Origin of the sequence: Paenibacillus sp. PvP094, assembly GCF_040546835.1 — a bacterium.
In the GTDB taxonomy this organism is placed as follows: Bacteria; Bacillota; Bacilli; order Paenibacillales; family Paenibacillaceae; genus Paenibacillus; species Paenibacillus illinoisensis.
In genome coordinates this window covers 5,915,793-5,933,484 of the sequence record NZ_JBEPOM010000001.1, presented here as the reverse complement: position 1 = coordinate 5,933,484, position 17,692 = coordinate 5,915,793, and the positions used below count along the sequence as shown (strand labels likewise).

Genomic DNA, 17,692 nt, shown 5'->3' with positions numbered 1-17,692 from the left:
TTGAATGTACATTTAAACAGGTAACGAAGAGGGCAGAAAAAACCTGTAGAAAATCCCAAAAAGAAAAGGTTATGTGGAGGGGAACATTTTGTTTAAAGCAAGTTCGTTTGTCCGGTTCAGCATCGCGCTGGCTCTGGTGCTCGTCAATATCTACCTGCTATCACGTGTCAGCTTTATCTTTCAGCCGCTGGTGACCATGATTACAGTTATCACAGTGCCGATGATGCTGTCCGTATTCTTTTATTATCTGCTAAGGCCGCTCGTGAATTACATGGAACGGAAGAAGCTGAACCGAACACTCAGCATATTGCTGATCTATCTGGTCTTCGGTGTACTGCTTGTCCTGTTCATTGTGGGGTTATGGCCGTCCTTGCGTGAACAGCTGATCAATCTGGTGGATAATGCACCGAATTTAATTAACTCACTCAGTGTACAGCTGAGAGAACTGGAGCAGAACGGAGCGATCAAGGCACTGTTCCCGGAGGGATCCACGCCGTTTTCTCAGCTTACGGACTATATTAATAAAGGGTTTACTTTCGTGACCAACTATGTGAGTGGATTGTTCTCGCTCATTTCCAGCTTTGCGATCATTCTGTTTACGTTCCCGATCATCTTGTTCTACATGCTGAAACAGGGAGAGAAATTCGGCCGTAAACTTGTGCATATCGCACCAAAACGGTTCCAAAAAGACAGCCGTGAGGTTGTTCTTGAGATCGATCAGGCGCTGAGTGGCTTTATTGTCGGAAGAGTGCTGGTTAACCTGGCACTTGGCGTACTGATGTATATTGGTTTCCTGATCATTGGTCTGCCGTATGCACTGCTGCTTACCGTCGTTGCGGTCATTATGAACTTTGTTCCATTTATCGGCGCTATCGTGTCGTCCATCCCCATTGTCATTATCGGTCTGATTCAGTCGCCATCGGTGGCGATCTGGTCGCTGATTATTATTCTGGTGGCCCAGCAAATTCAGGACAATCTGGTCGCTCCGTATGTGTTTGGCAAAAAGCTCGACATTCATCCGCTGACCACCATTATATTGGTGCTGGGTGCAGGGGATCTCGGCGGGATCATTGCCATCTTGATCATCATCCCTGTCTACATGATCGTCAAAATTATTCTGGTCAGGGTCTACCAGCTGTTCTTCAAGGAGAAATGGCAGAATGCCTGATTTTAGGATATAAAATGGATGGGCTGTTACACCCAGTCACTCCGATTGCAGTACCATCTTCCGATCGCTGTTATCCCCGAGTTTCTTTGATTCCCTCTATAAGGGAGAAACTCTGGTGATAAAGGCGAGCGCTTCGCTTCTCCAGATCGGTACTGCACTCTCCGTTAACGTGTAAAAATTTTATTCGCACTTTATATCTTATTTATCATTAACCATAGAAGGAGTGGGAACCATGTCTGAAATCATCCCTAAAGAATATATCGAACCCGAATACATCGAACCTCAAGCCGTCCGGATGGGTGCTATTCACATCTCTAATGATGTCGTATCCAAGATTGTGGGGATTGCAGCACAGGCAACCTCCGGCATCTCGTCCATGTCGGTTGGATTGACCGAAGGCATTGCGAAGAGCATCAGCGGCAAAAGCCTGCAGAAAGGCATTGACGTTGATGTAAAAGATGATCAGGCCTCCATCCAGCTGCGTATTAATGTGCAGTACGGGTTTAAGATGCATCAAGTATGCAAGGAGCTCCAGCACAATGTACAGCAGGCCGTGGAACAGATGACAGGCATTCTGGTCAATGAAATTAAAGTGCATGTCGTCGGTGTATCCATGCAGGAGCAAGTGTGACTGAGGTGGTCTCTTCCGGAAAATGAATGAATATTAGCGATGGACAGGTTATCTGTCTGAGCTTTATGTAAGTAAAATAACAGCACCTTCCCGTTAACTGCTTAACCGGGAAGGTGCTGTTTTGTGTTTACGGTAATGGGTGGGGGCTTCGCCCATCACCTTTTTGAACATTTTGGAGAAAAGAAGCTGATCGGAATACCCGACAGAGCGGGAGATATCACCAATGGTCAACCCGGTATCCAGAGTCAGTTCGGCGGCCTTGCGCATCCGGTAGTTGACCAAATAGGATTGAATGCTGGTGCCCATCCGGTCTTTGAACAAGGAGCACAGATAGCTGCGCTGCAAGCCGATATGAGAAGCAATGGATTGCACCGTGATCGGGTTAGCATAGTTCATCTCAACAAAGTCCATGACCTGGGTGACATACGTTTCCTTGGAGAACTCTTGCTCGGGTGGAAGGATGTCTTCGTTTGCATGATCGATCAGAATGGAGAAAAATTGGTATAACCATCCGGTCATGCTGATCTCCCAACCTTTGTGTGTATTTCGGGAGCTAATCATGCGATGCAGACAGGAACGCATCTCATCGTCATTTTCCAGTTCGAAGATCGGATGCTGCTCCGACAGACAGGCCTGCTGTAATAGTGAATGGGAGGCATTTCCTTGAAAAGCAACCCAGCTGTATTCCCACGGATCTTCCAGATCAGCCTTGTAGTGAACGACGGAATGGGGGACAATGAGAAAGCCCTGCCCTTTATGCAGTTCATAAGTTTTGCCTCCGACTTCAAAAGTACCCTTGCCATCCAAAATATAATGGATTTTGTAATGATCCCGCATGGCTGGGCCGAAGTGGTGACCCGGTGTGCAGGGTTCGGTTCCATAATGAAGGAGCTGCAGATCCTGGAACGGATTGTTTTTGAACATATATGTAATCAAGGCATTCACTCCAGTGTAGTTCATTCTTGCATTTTAACATATTTTTAGTAAGAGGATATGAATTATAGATGTGATCTTATGAATAGACAACAAGTATTATTCCATATGGTTATAGCGATATGCCATATCGTTTTGGACCGAAACTGACTAAGATGAAAGGGTATTCACCCACTTTAACAAGAAATGAGAGAAAATGATATGCCTTATACTGCTGATGAACAGCGTTACGATGAGATGAAGTATGCACGTTCCGGCAAATCCGGAATCAGACTGCCGCAGATTGCGCTTGGCCTGTGGCAGAACTTTGGCGGAAACCGCACGCTGGATATTCAGGAAGAGATGATTCTGCGTTCATTTGATCTGGGAATTAACCATTTTGATCTGGCGAACAACTACGGACCACCTCCAGGATCTGCTGAGGAAAACTTTGGCGTCTTGTTCAAAAAACATCTGCGTCCATACCGGGATGAACTTCTTATCTCGACGAAAGCAGGATATTACATGTGGAAAGGTCCCTATGGCGAGTGGGGCTCCCGCAAAAACCTGATTGCCAGCCTGGATCAGAGCCTTGGACGGATGGGGCTTGAGTATGTGGACATTTTCTATCATCACCGTCCGGATCCGAATACACCGCTGGAAGAAACGATGGCTGCGCTGGATCATATCGTAAGACAGGGCAAAGCGCTGTATGTCGGACTATCCAACTATGATGCAGAGCAGACAAGAGAAGCGGTCGCCATTCTGCGTAATCTGGGAACGCCTTGCCTCGTCCACCAACCGAACTATTCCATGCTTAACCGCTGGATCGAAGACGGATTACAGGATGTACTGGATGAGCAGGGCGTAGGCTCCATTGCATTCTGTCCTCTGGGGCGAGGTCAACTGACGAACAAATACGTGGACAAGATCAAGGAAGAAAGAGCGAACCCGACAGGCAATATGAGAACAGAAACCTATACAGACGAACGGATTGCCAAGTTTGAAGCCCTTCAGGCCGTTGCTGAGCGCAGAGAACAAACCATTTCCCAATTGGCGCTGAATTGGATACTCCGTGACAACCGTGTAACCTCTGCATTGATTGGCGCAAGCCGTGTTTCACAGATCGAAGAGAATGTTGCCGCATTGAAGGCACCTGGCCTGACAACCGAAGAATTGAATGAAATTGAAGATATTCTGAACGGGATTGGAAATTACGCCTGGTAAAATAAATGGAACGGAAATCGTTCAGAAATCACGAATAAAATCGCGAGAATAAACACAAATCAGTTGTAATGAGAGTTCATTATAATTGACCTGTGTTTATTTTTTTTCAAAAAGGTGTTCATATCATAGCACCTGGTCCTAGGATTTAGGGTATAATATATAGATGCTATACATTTGAAATATGAAGGAGAGGCTCCATTTGAATTTTGAACAGTGGATTTCGCCTGAAACCTATAACCTGACATCCGAGATGGAGAACCACCCGTCAGATCGGATTGCACTTAGATGGCTCAGCGATCAAAAAGAATTGGAAGAGATTACGTACGGAGAGTTGTTTAAGCAGGCCAACCGTCTTACCGGGGGCTTGCGTGATTTGGGCTTGGAAAAAGGTGATCGGGTACTGGTCATGGTACCACGCCGTATCATTGCTTATGTCATTTATATTGCTTGTCTGAAACTCGGGATTGCCGTGATTCCTTCTTCCGAAATGCTGCGTGCCAAGGACTTGGAGTATCGCCTGCGGCATTCTGAGGCGCGAGCGGTCATTGTATGGTCCGAGACAACGGCTGAAGTGGAGAAAATGGATGCAGACCTGCCTGCACTGGCCCATCGCATCGTGGCGTCACCATCTGGCGACAGCAGCGTTCCCGCTGATGGCTGGGTTAACGTACATCAGCTGATGGAAGGTCAGTCGGATGAGATGAATGCCGTAGAGACACACCGTGACGATATCGCCATTCTGGCCTACACTTCCGGCACAACCGGAAATCCAAAAGGCGTTGTACATAGCCACGGCTGGGGATATGCCCACCTGCGTATCGCTTCCACGTTATGGCTGGATATTCAGCCATCAGATATCGTATGGGCCACGGCCGCGCCGGGATGGCAAAAATGGATCTGGAGCCCGTTCCTGTCCGTTCTCGGAAGAGGGGCAACAGGTCTTGTTTATAACGGGTCATTCCAGCCTAAACGTTATCTGGAACTAATGCAGGAGCATGGCATCAACGTCCTGTGCTGCACCCCGACCGAGTACCGCCTTATGGCGAAAGCGGACGATCTTGGTCATTATGACCTGTCCAAACTGCGCAGCGCAGTTTCTGCAGGCGAACCACTTAATCAGGAAGTCATTGAGATCTTCCAGCGTCACTTCAACCTGACCATCCGTGATGGCTACGGTCAGACCGAAAGTACATTGCTGATCGGCAGTTTGAAGGATGCTCCTGTTCGGATCGGCTCCATGGGACAATCGATTACGCCGGGTCTAATCGAGATTATCAATGAAGAAGGGCAGCCTCAACCAGCAGGTGAAGTGGGGGATATCGCGGTTCATAAGGATATGCCGGCCTTGTTCCGCACGTACTATCAGGATGAGGGACGGAAGGAAGCGAGTCAGCGGGGGGATTATTTTGTAACCGGAGACCGCGCGCGCAAAGACGAAGAAGGGTATTTCTGGTTTGAAGGCCGCAGTGACGATATTATCATCAGTTCGGGTTATACGATTGGACCGTTCGAGGTGGAAGAAGCGCTTATGAAACATGCCAGTGTGAAGGAGTGCGCCGTTGTTGCCAGTCCGGATGAAATTCGGGGGAATGTGGTCAAAGCCTTTGTTGTACTAAGGGATGAGTCTCTGGCTTCACCAGAACTAATGCGCGAACTGCAACATCACGTCAAGGAATGGACCGCACCTTACAAATATCCACGTAAGATTGAATTTGTAACCGATCTGCCGAAGACGAACTCCGGCAAAATCCGCCGGATTGAACTGCGTGAGCAAGAAAAGAGAAACGCGTAAAACATGAATTAATTCTATATGAACCAGGAGTGAATGGACCTATGAGTAATTTCGAGCAAACGTTTGAGCAATCGTTGGAACAATATGCAGAACTGGTGGTCAAAGTAGGCGTGAACATTCAAAAAGGACAGGATCTGCTTGTTACAGCTCCTATCGAAACGCTTGAGTTTACTCGCCTGATCGTTGCGAAGGCATATGCAGCCGGGGCCAAGTATGTACAGGTGGATTTTGAAGATGATCAAATTACACGCAGTCGTTTTCAGCAAGGTTCTGACGACAGCTTCGATTACTATCCGGCATGGAAAGGTGACATGATGGAGAGATTTGCAGAGGCTGGCGGCGCTACCTTAACGATCAAAGTACCGGACCCGGAACTGTATAACGGAATTGATTCCGACAAGGTTTCACGTGCTACCAAGGCGGCTGCCCAGGCACGCCGCGGTTATTCGAAATATACGCGGAACCATGAAATCAGCTGGTGCCTGATCAAGGCGCCGACCAAGGCATGGGCGAATAAGGTGTTTGCCGACATTCCTGAGGAAGAGCGCATCAATGTGATGTGGGACACCATCTTCAAAATGAATCGTGTGGATGGCGGTGATGCCATCCAGAACTGGAGACAGCATCTGGATACCCTGAACACGAAGAGTGATCAGCTGAATCAGAAAAATTATAAGAGCCTGCACTACCGCGCACCAGGAACGGACTTGAAAATTGAGCTGGTAGACAACCACATCTGGGGTGGCGGCGGAAGTGAGAACAAAGCGGGCGTGTACACGGTTGCGAATATGCCAACCGAAGAAGTATTCACCATGCCGAAGCGCAGCGGCGTTAATGGTTATGTCAGCAGTACGATGCCTCTGAACTTGAACGGACAGCTGGTAGATCAGATGAGAATTACGTTTAAGGACGGACAGGTTGTGGCGTTCACAGCGGCTTCCGGTGAAGAACACCTGAAAAACCTGTTTGCTACGGATGAAGGAGCGCGTTATCTGGGTGAGGTGGCACTTGTGCCGCATGATTCACCTATCTCGAACCTGAATCGTATTTTCTATAATACCGGTATTGATGAGAATGCATCCTGCCATCTGGCTGTAGGCAGCGCATATCCGTTTAATATGAAGGACGGCACAACGATGTCTAACGAGGAATTGCTTAAGCATGAGTGCAATGTGAGTTTGACTCACGTCGACTTCATGATTGGGTCGGCTGAACTGGACATTGACGGCGAACTGCAGGATGGCACAATTGAGCCAGTATTCCGCAAAGGCAACTGGGCATTCTAATATTTTTACAGAGTAGACTAGTGAAAAAGTGACTTCAATGATGAAGTCACTTTTTTTGTGCTGTCCAACAGATTAGATTAGACCTGTTTCACAGGCACACATAGTTCACACTCATGCTGTTCAAGGAGATCCCATCGATATCGCTCCAGAACCGGTTCGTGATCAATGATATAATGGTTGTTTTGCATATAAGGGATTATTTCATTCCATGCTTGCTGAATACCTTCTGGCGTGTGTCTAACCTTGCAGATGAGATAGTTCCCGCCCTGGAGCTCTCCAATCTCAATGGTGTCATCTTCAGGGAGTTCAAGTTCATGGAGCACGATTGCGGCATCGTATCTGCAGTGGTGCGGTGGTGTCGTTAATGGGTTATCCTGAGGTATGCCATATAAAACGGCAGCTTCTGTGAGTAATCGTTTCTCGTTTGCCCACTGTTTTAACTGGTCCATTGCTTGGACGTTAGCAGAACCATAAGGACCAACCTGCCTTACATAAGCGATTCGGCATGCCGCCAGATGTTCCATAGACATTTCCATTTCCATATTCTATCTTCCCTTCCCAAAGGAATTCTCTTACTTGATGGATGTTAACATGGTATAAAAAAATTTGCATAACTCTTTTCGAAAAAGGAGAGTCGGAGCAGCTGATCTATGAAATGTAAAAAAGCCACGGAACCGTGGCTTTTTTGGTAAATCTATTTGAATGATTTTACTCTGCATGCATTTTATTAAAGCTGACGTACTCGTTAATGGGTTTGCGATAGCCGCGTGGGCGTTGTTTGGCTTCTGACTTTTTACCGATCGTAATCATCATGACAGGAACGTAATGTTCGGGAACATCCAGACTGCTCTGCAGTTCATCGGCGTCAAAACCAATCATTGGACACGTATCCCATCCCATATCCTGTGCAATCAGCATCAGCTGCATCGCCGACAGGCTGGCATTACGAATGGCGTCTTCACGCTGAAACACACTTCCACGGGCTTCGTAGAAATCAAACACACTTTGGGACTCCTGTTCATATTCAAACGGATTGAGAACACCCAAATGCAGTAAACCTTCGTTAATCGTGCGGATGTGGTGGTGAGCCTTGATATCACCCAGAACAACGATGACAGCCGAGGCTGTTTTTACTTTGTATTGCTGTGAGGCTTCGTATGCTTTTTCTTTTTGGGCCGGGTCGGTCAAGACCAGGTAGTGGGTATGCTGAAGGTTAAAGGCTGATGGGGCAAATTTGTTTAACGCGAACATCTGCTGCAAATCGGCATCCGGGATTTCGATACCTTCTTCAAAAATAACGGCGGATCTACGGCTTTTGACCAAGTTTTCCAGTGCACTCATGGTGGTTTACCTCGCTTATGTATAAAGTATAAATTGACTATAACACGCTTGGTTACTTTTGGTAAGTATTATTTTCGAATAAGACAAGACTAAAGGGCCATAACCTTAAATAAAAACAGTAGAGGTGAAACATGAGGACGTTCATCACCAGATTCAGGAGGGAGAGCTCCTATCACGAATTCAAGGTATATGTCATTCAATCCTCCACACTGAAGCGATTTTTGGTCATGGAAATCATCGTTGGCACGCTTGCCTACCATGCTGCATTTTATTTGTGTCACAATGCACTTCTGGCAGGAGCAGGTTCCTGGGCGGGAACCGAAGGTTTGAAACGACTGCCTCTCGCAGTCAAAAGAATGGTCAGTTTTTGATCATAAAAATGTTGCTGCAGAAACGTATGATGTCTTAACCATAAGCACCATGTAGTTATCGTGCAGAATGCAGGAGCAGAATGCCCCCTTCCGGGCTCCGGCTCCTGGTTCATTCATTTTTTCCTCAGTATACAGCAACCTCTTCGTTATTTGGCACGCTCCAGATATTGTTCCAGAGTAAGTTTCTGACTTGTAATTTCCCCAGCGATATAGACCCCAACGTAACGCACATGCCAAGGTTCATAGGAATAACCGGTCAGTTTCTCCTGATCCTTGCCGTAGCGAATAATAAATCCGTACTTGTGGGCATTGGCTTTCAGCCATTTGCCTTCTTTGGTGTTCCCGAAACTTTGCTGCAGATCATAGCCGACGGATGCACTGGAGATATCCATGGCAAGCCCGGTTTGATGTTCACTTTGACCTGGGCGGGCACTTGTCTTATTGGCCACGGCTTCACCTTTGATACTTGCATTGCGTTCGAAAATCGATTTTTGTGTGGAATAGGAGCGGTAACCCGATACGGCCTTGATATCAATGCCGTCTTTTTTGGCTGCTGCAAACAGCTTTTCAATCGCGGTAGCAGCGACCTTGCGCATTTGTTTCTTCGGACTGGAGCCGGAGAAGCTGAATGGAATATTCGGTACAACCAAATCTTTTGGTGCATAGGTTGAAGGCAGATTTCTTTTTTTGTTCACGAGTACCACGGTGCTGGATAGATTCGTTACGGTTGCGAGACCGCTGCTGCTTGTTTTAACAGTGCGGCTTGGCGCGTTATCCTGCAAAAATTGAGTGAAACTGGAGCTTGCAGCCGATGCGACTGGCGTCATGGATGGTACAAAGGGAAAGGCAGTGAAGGCAGCGCCTGCTACGACAGAGCCTATGAGTAGAGTGGATATGATAGATTTGCGTGTAGATGATTTCATGATGTTCCTCCTCGGGTTAATGAATCTCTGGCATGCTGCATCCGATAGATTCCAGACATGCTTTTCTATATACCGAGTATACTAGAGGATTATATCCAGAGGTTCTCCAATTGTTTCCGAGTTGTAAACAAATCATGCGAGATTCATAGTTTCGTTCATTTGGCCAAAAGGAACACAAAAAAAGACTCTGCATTCAGTGCAGAGCCTTTGCTTATCTGGATATTTAATGTTCAACGATTGTTTAAGAAAATGAACGGTTCTTGTTTACAGCATGCATGCATCAGGTGCACTGGATTTTCCCGCATTTACAGCTCGCGTATCCCTAACCCGAACGTTGCTGCTAAGTACACCGGAATCACTGCTCAACGTGAAAGAAGGATAGTTTTCCTCCGTATCCAGCTTCATATGCTGTTCGAGATTTAATTGTTGTTTCGGATCAACATAGAATGGAACCAGGTTGGTCTCGATCTGCTCATCCAGTGCAGCAGGTTCATCTACAATCAAGAGGACCAGAATTCCGTTACAGCCACAGCCTTCAGTGTCATAGAACACTTTGAAGTAGCCAGGTTGGTCATTCAAGCTCTCAGTTAATCTCGCTGCAGCCAGATCTGTAATTTGAATATGCATAATGCTCACTCCTTATATATTGAAAATGGTCCTGAAATGTAAATGATAGAAAATTAAGGTCTCCTTTCATTATACCACTTTGCCCCAAAATCAAAGCAAATAAATTTCTACACGTCCCATGCGATATGAAGAAGGTCTTCGTCAAAGGTAATGATTATTGGGGTGTTCTTTTGGGGAAATAGATGAGAATGAAAGGTTAATAAAGGAGAGACGCGTACGGATGATTGAATTCGAAAATGTATCCAAGCAATACCCTGATGGGACCCAGGCTCTTCATCAGGTTAACCTCAAAATCAATAAAGGCGAACTATTGGTCATGATTGGGCCTAGCGGCTGCGGCAAAACGACGATGCTCAAAATGATAAATCGCCTGATTGAACGAACGGATGGAACGATTCGTATCCAGGAGCGGCCAATCGATGAATTTAACATTCACGAATTACGCTGGAATATCGGGTATGTACTGCAGCAGATCGCCTTGTTTCCGCACATGACGATTGCCGAAAATATCGCTGTTGTTCCTGAATTGAGAAAATGGAAGCCTGCCCAGATTCATGAACGGGTACATAACTTGCTTGATATGGTGGGTTTAAACGGAGAGATCTACAGTGATCGCAAACCAGCAGAACTGTCGGGAGGACAGCAGCAAAGGATTGGCGTACTGCGGGCACTGGCTGCAGATCCGGAGATTGTACTTATGGATGAACCGTTCAGTGCGCTCGACCCGATGAGCAGGGAGAAATTGCAGGACGATATTCTGGAGATTCAGCGTCAGATGAAGAAAACGATTGTGTTTGTTACGCATGACATACAAGAAGCCATGAAGCTGGGGGATCGCATATGTATTTTGAAGGATGGACAAGTACTGCAGGTGGGAACACCTGAAGAGCTGTTACAGAACCCCGCGGATGAATTTGTACGTCATTTTGTCGGAAGTCCTGGCACAGATGTAATTCAAGATCATAGCGTGCACTTGTCTTCTCATACTCAGTCAAAATTCAATCTTGAATCGATTATGACACCTATTGCACCAGGCCATGTTCCGAAGTCTGCCAAGACAGCGGTACCGATTTCTATGACATTGATGGATTTATTAGATGTCTTGGATGCATACGATACCTTGCTGGTTGAGAAGAATCATCAGATTGTAGGACAAGTGAGCAGGGCGGATGTACTGAGGTACTGGTCTGGTCAGCTGCAAGAGCGGGGTGAGACCCATGAGTAAATTCTCAGAGGTATTTAATGAGCGCAAAGGACAGCTGTTAACTGCTCTTCTGGAGCATGTCCAGATTTCATTTATCGCCCTGTTTCTCGCCGTTCTCATTGCAATTCCACTCGGCATTTATCTGACCCGAAAACCCAAAGTTGCTGAACCGATTATCGGTGTTACGGCTATCTTGCAGACCATTCCATCACTTGCTCTTCTTGGGTTGCTCATTCCGCTGTTCGGTATCGGTACAGTACCAGCGATTATTGCACTAGTGGTGTATGCCCTGCTTCCGATACTCCGCAATACTTATACAGGGATAACCGAAGTGGACCCTTCCATGATTGAAGCCGCCAATGCGATGGGCATGAATAGTCGTCAGCGTTTGAGCAAAGTGGAGCTGCCGCTGGCAACGCCTGTCATTATGGCAGGGATTCGTACGGCAATGGTTCTTATCGTGGGTACCGCAACTCTAGCAGCATTAATTGGCGCAGGTGGTCTTGGTGATCTGATTTTGCTCGGGATCGATCGTAATGATACATCACTTATTATTTTAGGAGCGATACCGGCAGCATTACTGGCGATTTTGTTCGATGTCCTGCTTAGGCAGTTCCAACGGCTGTCTTTTCGAAAAACGGTGGGTACACTTGGTACACTGGCCTTGATCGCTATACTTGTGATTACCATTCCGTTACTATCCCGCAGTGAACAGAAGGATCTGGTCATTGCGGGTAAGCTGAGTGCAGAGCCTGAGATTCTCATTAACATGTACAAGCTGCTGATTGAGGAGCATACAGATCTTACGGTTGAATTGAAACCTGGTTTGGGGAAAACACCGTTTTTGTTCAATGCTCTACGATCCGGCGACATTGATATCTACCCCGAATTTACTGGTACAGCAATATCAGAATTCTTGAAGGAAACGGCTGTTAATACGGATCGCACGCAGGTTTATGAACAGGCAAGAGACGGAATGCTTAGCCAATTTGGTATGGTGCTCTTGAACCCGATGAATTACAACAACACATATACGCTGGCGGTCCCTCAGGAGGTTTCAGACCAATATAACCTGAAAACCATATCAGACCTCAAGTCTGCCCAGAAGCAGATTAAGGCTGGGTTCACACTGGAATTCTCGGACCGTGAGGACGGTTATCTGGGGATACAGAAGAAATATGGCATTCAGTTTCCTAATGTCGCCACAATGGAACCCAAACTTCGATATGCAGCTCTTCAGCGAGGTGATATTAATCTGGTTGATGCCTATTCCACGGACAGTGAGCTCAGGCAGTATAATCTCGTGGTGCTTGAAGATGATCAGGAGCTATTTCCGCCATATCAGGGAGCTCCGCTGCTGCGCAAGGAGACGGCAGATGCCTATCCGCAGCTGATCGAGATACTGAATCAGCTGGCGGGACGCATTACAGATGATGAGATGCGTCAGATGAATTATGAGGTCAATGTGAATGGAGCCCGTCCGGAGCAGGTAGCGTCCGACTATTTACAGAAGGCGGGTTTACTATAATTTTCAATGGGAAAGAGAACAGGAGGGACAATTCATGACACATGTATACGATTTAATCGCAATAGGAACCGGAAGTGCAGCGAATTCAGTTGTAACTCGCTGTGCTGAAGCTGGTTGGAAAATAGCCGTGATTGATGAGCGTGAATTTGGCGGAACTTGCGCGCTGCGAGGCTGCGATCCGAAGAAAGTATTAGCGGGAGCAGCTGAACTGATCGACTGGAATGAACGAATGCTGGGGAAGGGTGTTCAGGGAAGAACGACCATAAACTGGCAGGAACTTATGGCCTTCAAACGAACATTTACGGAGAGCATTCCGAGAGCCAGCGAGGATAAATTCAAACAGGCCGGCATGGATACCTTCCATGGCAAGGCTTCTTTTGTAGATGAAGATCACATTCGTGTGGGAGATGAAGTGCTGCATGGAAAACATATTCTGATTGCAACAGGCGCGCAGCCTGCACCGCTCCCAATAGATGGCTCAGAACATCTTCTTTACAGCGATGATTTTCTGGAACTAGATCAGCTTCCGAATCAACTGGTTTTGGTGGGCGGAGGTTACATTGCGTTTGAATTTGCCCACATCGCTGCAAGAGCAGGAAGCGAGGTACACATTATCCACCGGGGAGAACGGCCGCTGGAGCAGTTTGATCCGGAGCTTGTTGACTTGCTGGTTCGAAAATCGGAAGAGATCGGCATTCACGTTCATCTGAACGCGGAAGTGAAGTCCATTCGGAAACAGGGGGAGACCTTCGTGGTCAGTGGTACCCGGAACGGAGCCGATCATCAGTGGCATGGTGGAAGGGTCGTGCATGGAGCGGGACGTATCCCTAACGTGGATGGGTTGGAACTGGAAAAGGGGAAGGTCAGTTATAGTGAGAGAGGTATTACCGTGAATGAGTATTTACAAAGCACCAGCAACCCCAAAGTATATGCAGCCGGTGACGTTGCTGCAACGAAGGGGCTTCCTCTAACGCCTCTGGCTGGTCAGGAATCACGGGCTGTCGCCATGAATCTGCTGAAGGGCAATCATGCTGAGCCGAACTACAAAGTTATGCCGTCCATCGTGTTTACCGTACCATCTCTTGGCTCTGTTGGTCTTAGCGTGGATCAAGCGCAGGAGGAAGGCTACGAGGTGAAGGTAAATGACATGTCGCAATGGTATACTTATAAACGGACAAATGAGAAGTATGCCATGGCCAAAGTGGTGATCGACAACGACTCAGGACGCATCTTGGGAGCCCATGTACTCGGCAGCGAGACCGAAGAGCTGATTAACCTGTTTGCCATGGCCATTCAGTTCGAACTGACAGCGGATCATTTAAGCACCATGAATTTTGCATATCCTACGGCTGCATCGGATTTGGGCTCATTAATTTGACGTTTTGATTATGGGAGGGTGTTGAAAACATGTCTGCAGCACAATTTCTGGGTACACCAGATGCCAAATGGACCACTGAACCGGTTGCAACCCGTACAGAGGGAGAACGTTTCATCGTGGAGGCACAGGAAGGCAGTGATTTTTGGGAGAACACGTTCTACGGATTCAGTCACCAAAATGGACATGCCCTTCTGTCGCCGTGGGACGGAAAAGAAGCCGTCGAGATAACGTTTGATCTAAGCTCTTTTACTGAACTTTATGATCAAGCAGGTTTAATGCTCTGGCACAGTCGCGAACAATGGATCAAGGCTGGAGTAGAAGTGAACGATGGGGTCGTTCATGTCGGCGCTGTGGTAACGGATCACTTCTCGGACTGGTCGCTATCTCCCGTTCCGGAATGGGGTGGACGTAAGGTTACCATTCGAGCTTCTTACCACAACGAAGCGGTAGTCATTCGGGCGCGTACGGACGAACATCCTTGGCGAACCATTCGGGTGGCGCGTTTTGCCTATCCGGCGGACAAGCAGGCGGGTCCGTTTCTGTGTTCACCCAAGCGTGCAGGGTTTGAGGTGGCATTTACGAAGTGGAGAACAACGACACCTGACGAGGATTTGCACACCGATCCTCCGATACTGGATTGAGAACGGAAGCAAACGTTGAACGGTTCTTTCTATGCCAAACAAGCAAGTCCTTCCTGTGTGGAAGGCTTGCTTGTTTACGTTCTGGAGAAGGGAGCAGACAGAATGTTCAGCAGGATTTCCGCGAGATGTGACGCTGCGATTATTCTGTCTTGTCTCTGGATTACTTTTTACACCCAAATTACTTCGTTTCGTTGTTCTCACCATTCTCTTCGTTACGTTCCTCAGCTTCGTTCAGCTCACGCATCCGTTCTTCATAATCGTCCAGGAACCATAACGGATCCATGTTGTCTTCTTCACCATTGTAATTGATCAGGATCTCTTCGCCCGCTTTGATATCTGTATAAGCATAGAAGTCAAATGTATGGTTTTCAAAGTTGATATCATAGGTTGCGTTGGGCTCGTACGAATGATTGATCAAGCTGCCGTATCCCAGCAAAATGGCGGTGTGGTTGGCACCGTACTCAAATACATAATCCTCCAGGATCGTTTTTTCGACATGTTCGTGGTCCTCGTTGGGATAAGGGACAACCGGGGCCTGATGGATCAATTGGCCTTTGGGAATATCTACTGTGGCAAAAACCCCTCGATTAAATTCGCCATCACCCAATTTGGATTGTTTTACTTCAATCATAATGTTCACCTGATGCTCGCTTGAGAGAGCTCCGTTCTATAGTAGTTTAAGGCCAAATTTTAACCGATTCATGCATATAAGGCAAATATGGCGTTGAGTTGTGCAGGTTATAACGATTATAATATACAGGAATGAAGTCTATATAGAAAAGGTGTCATGAATGAGCATATTAAATGTGGAAAAATTAAGTCACGGTTTTGGTGACCGTGCTATCTTTAACGACGTATCTTTCCGCCTGTTGAAAGGCGAGCACATTGGACTGATTGGGGCCAATGGTGAAGGTAAATCCACCTTCATGAACATTATTACTGGCAAGCTCCAGCCCGATGAGGGCAAAGTCGAGTGGTCCAAGCGCATGCGCGTGGGATATCTCGATCAGCATGCCGTGCTGAACAAGGGACAATCCATTCGTGATATCCTGCGTAGTGCGTTCCAATACCTGTTCGACATGGAGCAGGAAATGAACGAGATGTATGGCAAGATGGGAGACGTTACTCCCGAGGAACTGGAGCAGCTGCTTGAGGATGTCGGAACCATCCAGGATACCCTGACCAACCAGGACTTTTATATGATTGATGCAAAAGTGGACGAGACTGCACGCGGTCTGGGTCTGACGGATATCGGTCTCGATAAGGACGTTAATGATCTGAGCGGTGGTCAACGGACCAAAGTGCTGCTCGCCAAGCTGTTGCTTGAAAAGCCGGATATTCTGCTCCTCGACGAGCCGACGAACTATCTGGATGAACAGCATATCGAATGGCTGAAGCGTTATTTGCAAGAGTATGAGAATGCATTTATTCTGATCTCGCATGATATTCCATTCCTGAACAGTGTCATTAACTTGATCTATCATATGGAAAATCAGGATCTGACCCGTTACGTGGGTGATTATGATCACTTCCAGGAAGTTTATGAAATGAAAAAGCAGCAGCTCGAATCGGCTTACAAGCGTCAGCAGCAGGAAATTGCCGATCTGAAGGATTTTGTTGCACGTAATAAGGCCAGTGTGGCGACACGCAACATGGCGATGTCCAGACAGAAGAAGCTCGACAAAATGGATGTGATTGAACTCGCCAAGGAGAAGCCGAAGCCACAGTTCAACTTCCGTGATGCCAGAACATCCGGCAAGCTTATTTTTGAAACCAAAGGGCTGGTGATCGGGTACAACGAGCCACTGTCCAGACCGCTGGATCTGCGTATGGAGCGTGGTCAGAAGATTGCACTCGTGGGTGCAAACGGAATCGGTAAAACCACCCTGATGCGCAGCATTTTGGGTGAAATTCCGGCCCTGGAAGGAACAGTTCAGCGCGGGGAGCATCTGGAGATCGGGTACTTCCAGCAGGAAATGAAGGATGCGAACTACAATACCTGTATCGAAGAGATCTGGCAGGAGTTCCCGTCCTATACACAATTCGAGGTTCGTGCTGCACTTGCGAAATGTGGACTGACCACGAAACACATTGAGAGTAAGGTTGCTGTACTGAGTGGTGGAGAAAAGGCTAAAGTGCGTCTGTGCAAACTGATCAACAACGAAACCAACCTGCTTGTACTCGACGAGCCGACGAACCATCTGGACGTGGATGCCAAGGATGAGCTGAAACGCGCGCTCAAAGCCTACAAAGGCAGCATTCTGTTGATTTCGCACGAACCGGAATTCTATCGTGATGTTGTGACGGAAACATGGAACTGCGAATCGTGGACAACCAAAGTATTCTAAATTAATGTCTGTCGAAATAAAAAGGTGAGGCTTGTCGCAATCAGAGAATACATCCGTTCTGGCCCCGGTTACATGGTGCCAAATGAGCACAATTGCGAACAAGCTCGAACCACTAATAAAGAACACGTATTTTGCTTGCGGAAGCAGGCAGGATGCGTGTTTTTTTGCGTGGTTCTGCGAAAAATGTTCGAGTGGTGATGCGGTTGACAGCGTCAATAAGGCGATAATATAATGCGAGAAAGCACTTACATTCACATGACATAAGCAACCTGTTTCACTACTTAGGGCAAAGAAGACACGGTAATCCGTATTGGG

17 protein-coding genes are annotated in these 17,692 nt (G+C 47.2%); 11 read left to right on the top strand and 6 right to left on the bottom strand.

Translation table 11 applies throughout. The features are described from left to right. The first annotated feature begins 88 nt into the window (after positions 1-88). Together ABIC22_RS26770 and ABIC22_RS26765 are read left to right on the top strand one after the other, a co-directional pair. Positions 89-1,168: an AI-2E family transporter gene (locus ABIC22_RS26770; protein ID WP_127536049.1), complete on the top strand. Its 1,080-nt coding sequence runs from the start codon at positions 89-91 to the stop codon at positions 1,166-1,168. Between the two features lie 232 nt (positions 1,169-1,400). Next, complete coding sequence (locus ABIC22_RS26765) at positions 1,401-1,799, top strand: Asp23/Gls24 family envelope stress response protein (protein ID WP_095358391.1); 399 nt, start codon at positions 1,401-1,403, stop codon at positions 1,797-1,799. Between the two features lie 93 nt (positions 1,800-1,892). Here the strand turns inward: ABIC22_RS26765 and ABIC22_RS26760 are convergent, their stop codons facing one another. Further along, a complete protein-coding gene (locus tag ABIC22_RS26760; RefSeq protein ID WP_354485078.1) occupies positions 1,893-2,735 on the bottom strand; it encodes an AraC family transcriptional regulator in 843 nt (280 codons plus the stop codon). A gap of 198 nt (positions 2,736-2,933) precedes the next feature. On the opposite strand from ABIC22_RS26760, the gene ABIC22_RS26755 reads away from it, so the two are divergent. The 3 genes from ABIC22_RS26755 (at position 2,934) to ABIC22_RS26745 (ending at position 7,016) form a co-directional block, all read left to right on the top strand. Beyond that, positions 2,934-3,938: an aldo/keto reductase gene (locus tag ABIC22_RS26755; RefSeq protein ID WP_354485076.1), complete on the top strand. Its 1,005-nt coding sequence runs from the start codon at positions 2,934-2,936 to the stop codon at positions 3,936-3,938. Between the two features lie 181 nt (positions 3,939-4,119). Continuing rightward, a complete protein-coding gene (gene mbcS / locus ABIC22_RS26750; protein WP_354485074.1) occupies positions 4,120-5,730 on the top strand; it encodes an acyl-CoA synthetase MbcS in 1,611 nt (536 codons plus the stop codon). Positions 5,731-5,771: 41 nt separating this feature from the next. Continuing rightward, positions 5,772-7,016 (top strand): aminopeptidase, encoded by a 1,245-nt coding sequence (locus tag ABIC22_RS26745; protein ID WP_095358388.1) that lies wholly within the window; start codon positions 5,772-5,774, stop codon positions 7,014-7,016. 77 nt (positions 7,017-7,093) lie between these two features. Here the strand turns inward: ABIC22_RS26745 and ABIC22_RS26740 are convergent, their stop codons facing one another. Continuing rightward, positions 7,094-7,558, bottom strand: a complete 465-nt coding sequence (locus tag ABIC22_RS26740; protein WP_354485072.1) for an AraC family transcriptional regulator — start codon at positions 7,556-7,558, stop codon at positions 7,094-7,096. Positions 7,559-7,724: 166 nt separating this feature from the next. Further along, positions 7,725-8,357, bottom strand: a complete 633-nt coding sequence (locus tag ABIC22_RS26735) for a nitroreductase family protein (RefSeq protein WP_354485070.1) — start codon at positions 8,355-8,357, stop codon at positions 7,725-7,727. Between the two features lie 131 nt (positions 8,358-8,488). Here ABIC22_RS26735 and ABIC22_RS26730 point away from each other — a divergent pair, with 131 nt between their 5' ends. Next, positions 8,489-8,728 (top strand): hypothetical protein, encoded by a 240-nt coding sequence (locus ABIC22_RS26730; protein WP_127536043.1) that lies wholly within the window; start codon positions 8,489-8,491, stop codon positions 8,726-8,728. A gap of 146 nt (positions 8,729-8,874) precedes the next feature. Here ABIC22_RS26730 and ABIC22_RS26725 read toward each other — a convergent pair whose 3' ends face one another. Both ABIC22_RS26725 and ABIC22_RS26720 read right to left on the bottom strand, forming a co-directional pair. Continuing rightward, positions 8,875-9,651, bottom strand: a complete 777-nt coding sequence (locus tag ABIC22_RS26725) for a M15 family metallopeptidase (RefSeq protein ID WP_354485068.1) — start codon at positions 9,649-9,651, stop codon at positions 8,875-8,877. A gap of 264 nt (positions 9,652-9,915) precedes the next feature. Beyond that, the gene (locus ABIC22_RS26720; protein WP_154893412.1) at positions 9,916-10,278 is read right to left on the bottom strand and encodes an iron-sulfur cluster biosynthesis family protein; all 363 of its coding nucleotides are present in this window, start codon (positions 10,276-10,278) and stop codon (positions 9,916-9,918) included. 220 nt (positions 10,279-10,498) lie between these two features. Between ABIC22_RS26720 and ABIC22_RS26715 the strand changes: the two genes are divergently transcribed. The 4 genes from ABIC22_RS26715 to ABIC22_RS26700 are packed head-to-tail and all read left to right on the top strand — an operon-like array spanning position 10,499 to position 15,029. After that, positions 10,499-11,503, top strand: a complete 1,005-nt coding sequence (locus ABIC22_RS26715) for an ABC transporter ATP-binding protein (protein WP_354485066.1) — start codon at positions 10,499-10,501, stop codon at positions 11,501-11,503. Then, on the top strand, positions 11,496-13,010 hold the full coding sequence (gene opuFB, locus ABIC22_RS26710; protein WP_354485064.1) for an osmoprotectant update ABC transporter permease/substrate-binding subunit OpuFB: 1,515 nt from the start codon (positions 11,496-11,498) through the stop codon (positions 13,008-13,010). Before ABIC22_RS26715 ends, opuFB begins: the two co-directional genes overlap by 8 nt. Before the next feature lie 34 nt (positions 13,011-13,044). Next, positions 13,045-14,388 (top strand): dihydrolipoyl dehydrogenase family protein, encoded by a 1,344-nt coding sequence (locus ABIC22_RS26705; RefSeq protein WP_354485062.1) that lies wholly within the window; start codon positions 13,045-13,047, stop codon positions 14,386-14,388. A gap of 29 nt (positions 14,389-14,417) precedes the next feature. Further along, positions 14,418-15,029, top strand: coding sequence for a DUF1349 domain-containing protein (locus ABIC22_RS26700; RefSeq protein ID WP_354485060.1), 612 nt, complete (start codon positions 14,418-14,420; stop codon positions 15,027-15,029). A 178-nt stretch (positions 15,030-15,207) separates the two neighbouring features. Here ABIC22_RS26700 and ABIC22_RS26695 read toward each other — a convergent pair whose 3' ends face one another. Beyond that, positions 15,208-15,660: an SET domain-containing protein gene (locus ABIC22_RS26695; RefSeq protein ID WP_095287477.1), complete on the bottom strand. Its 453-nt coding sequence runs from the start codon at positions 15,658-15,660 to the stop codon at positions 15,208-15,210. 160 nt (positions 15,661-15,820) lie between these two features. Here ABIC22_RS26695 and ABIC22_RS26690 point away from each other — a divergent pair, with 160 nt between their 5' ends. Beyond that, complete coding sequence (locus tag ABIC22_RS26690; protein ID WP_095287476.1) at positions 15,821-17,377, top strand: ABC-F family ATP-binding cassette domain-containing protein; 1,557 nt, start codon at positions 15,821-15,823, stop codon at positions 17,375-17,377. Positions 17,378-17,692: the final 315 nt, after the last annotated feature.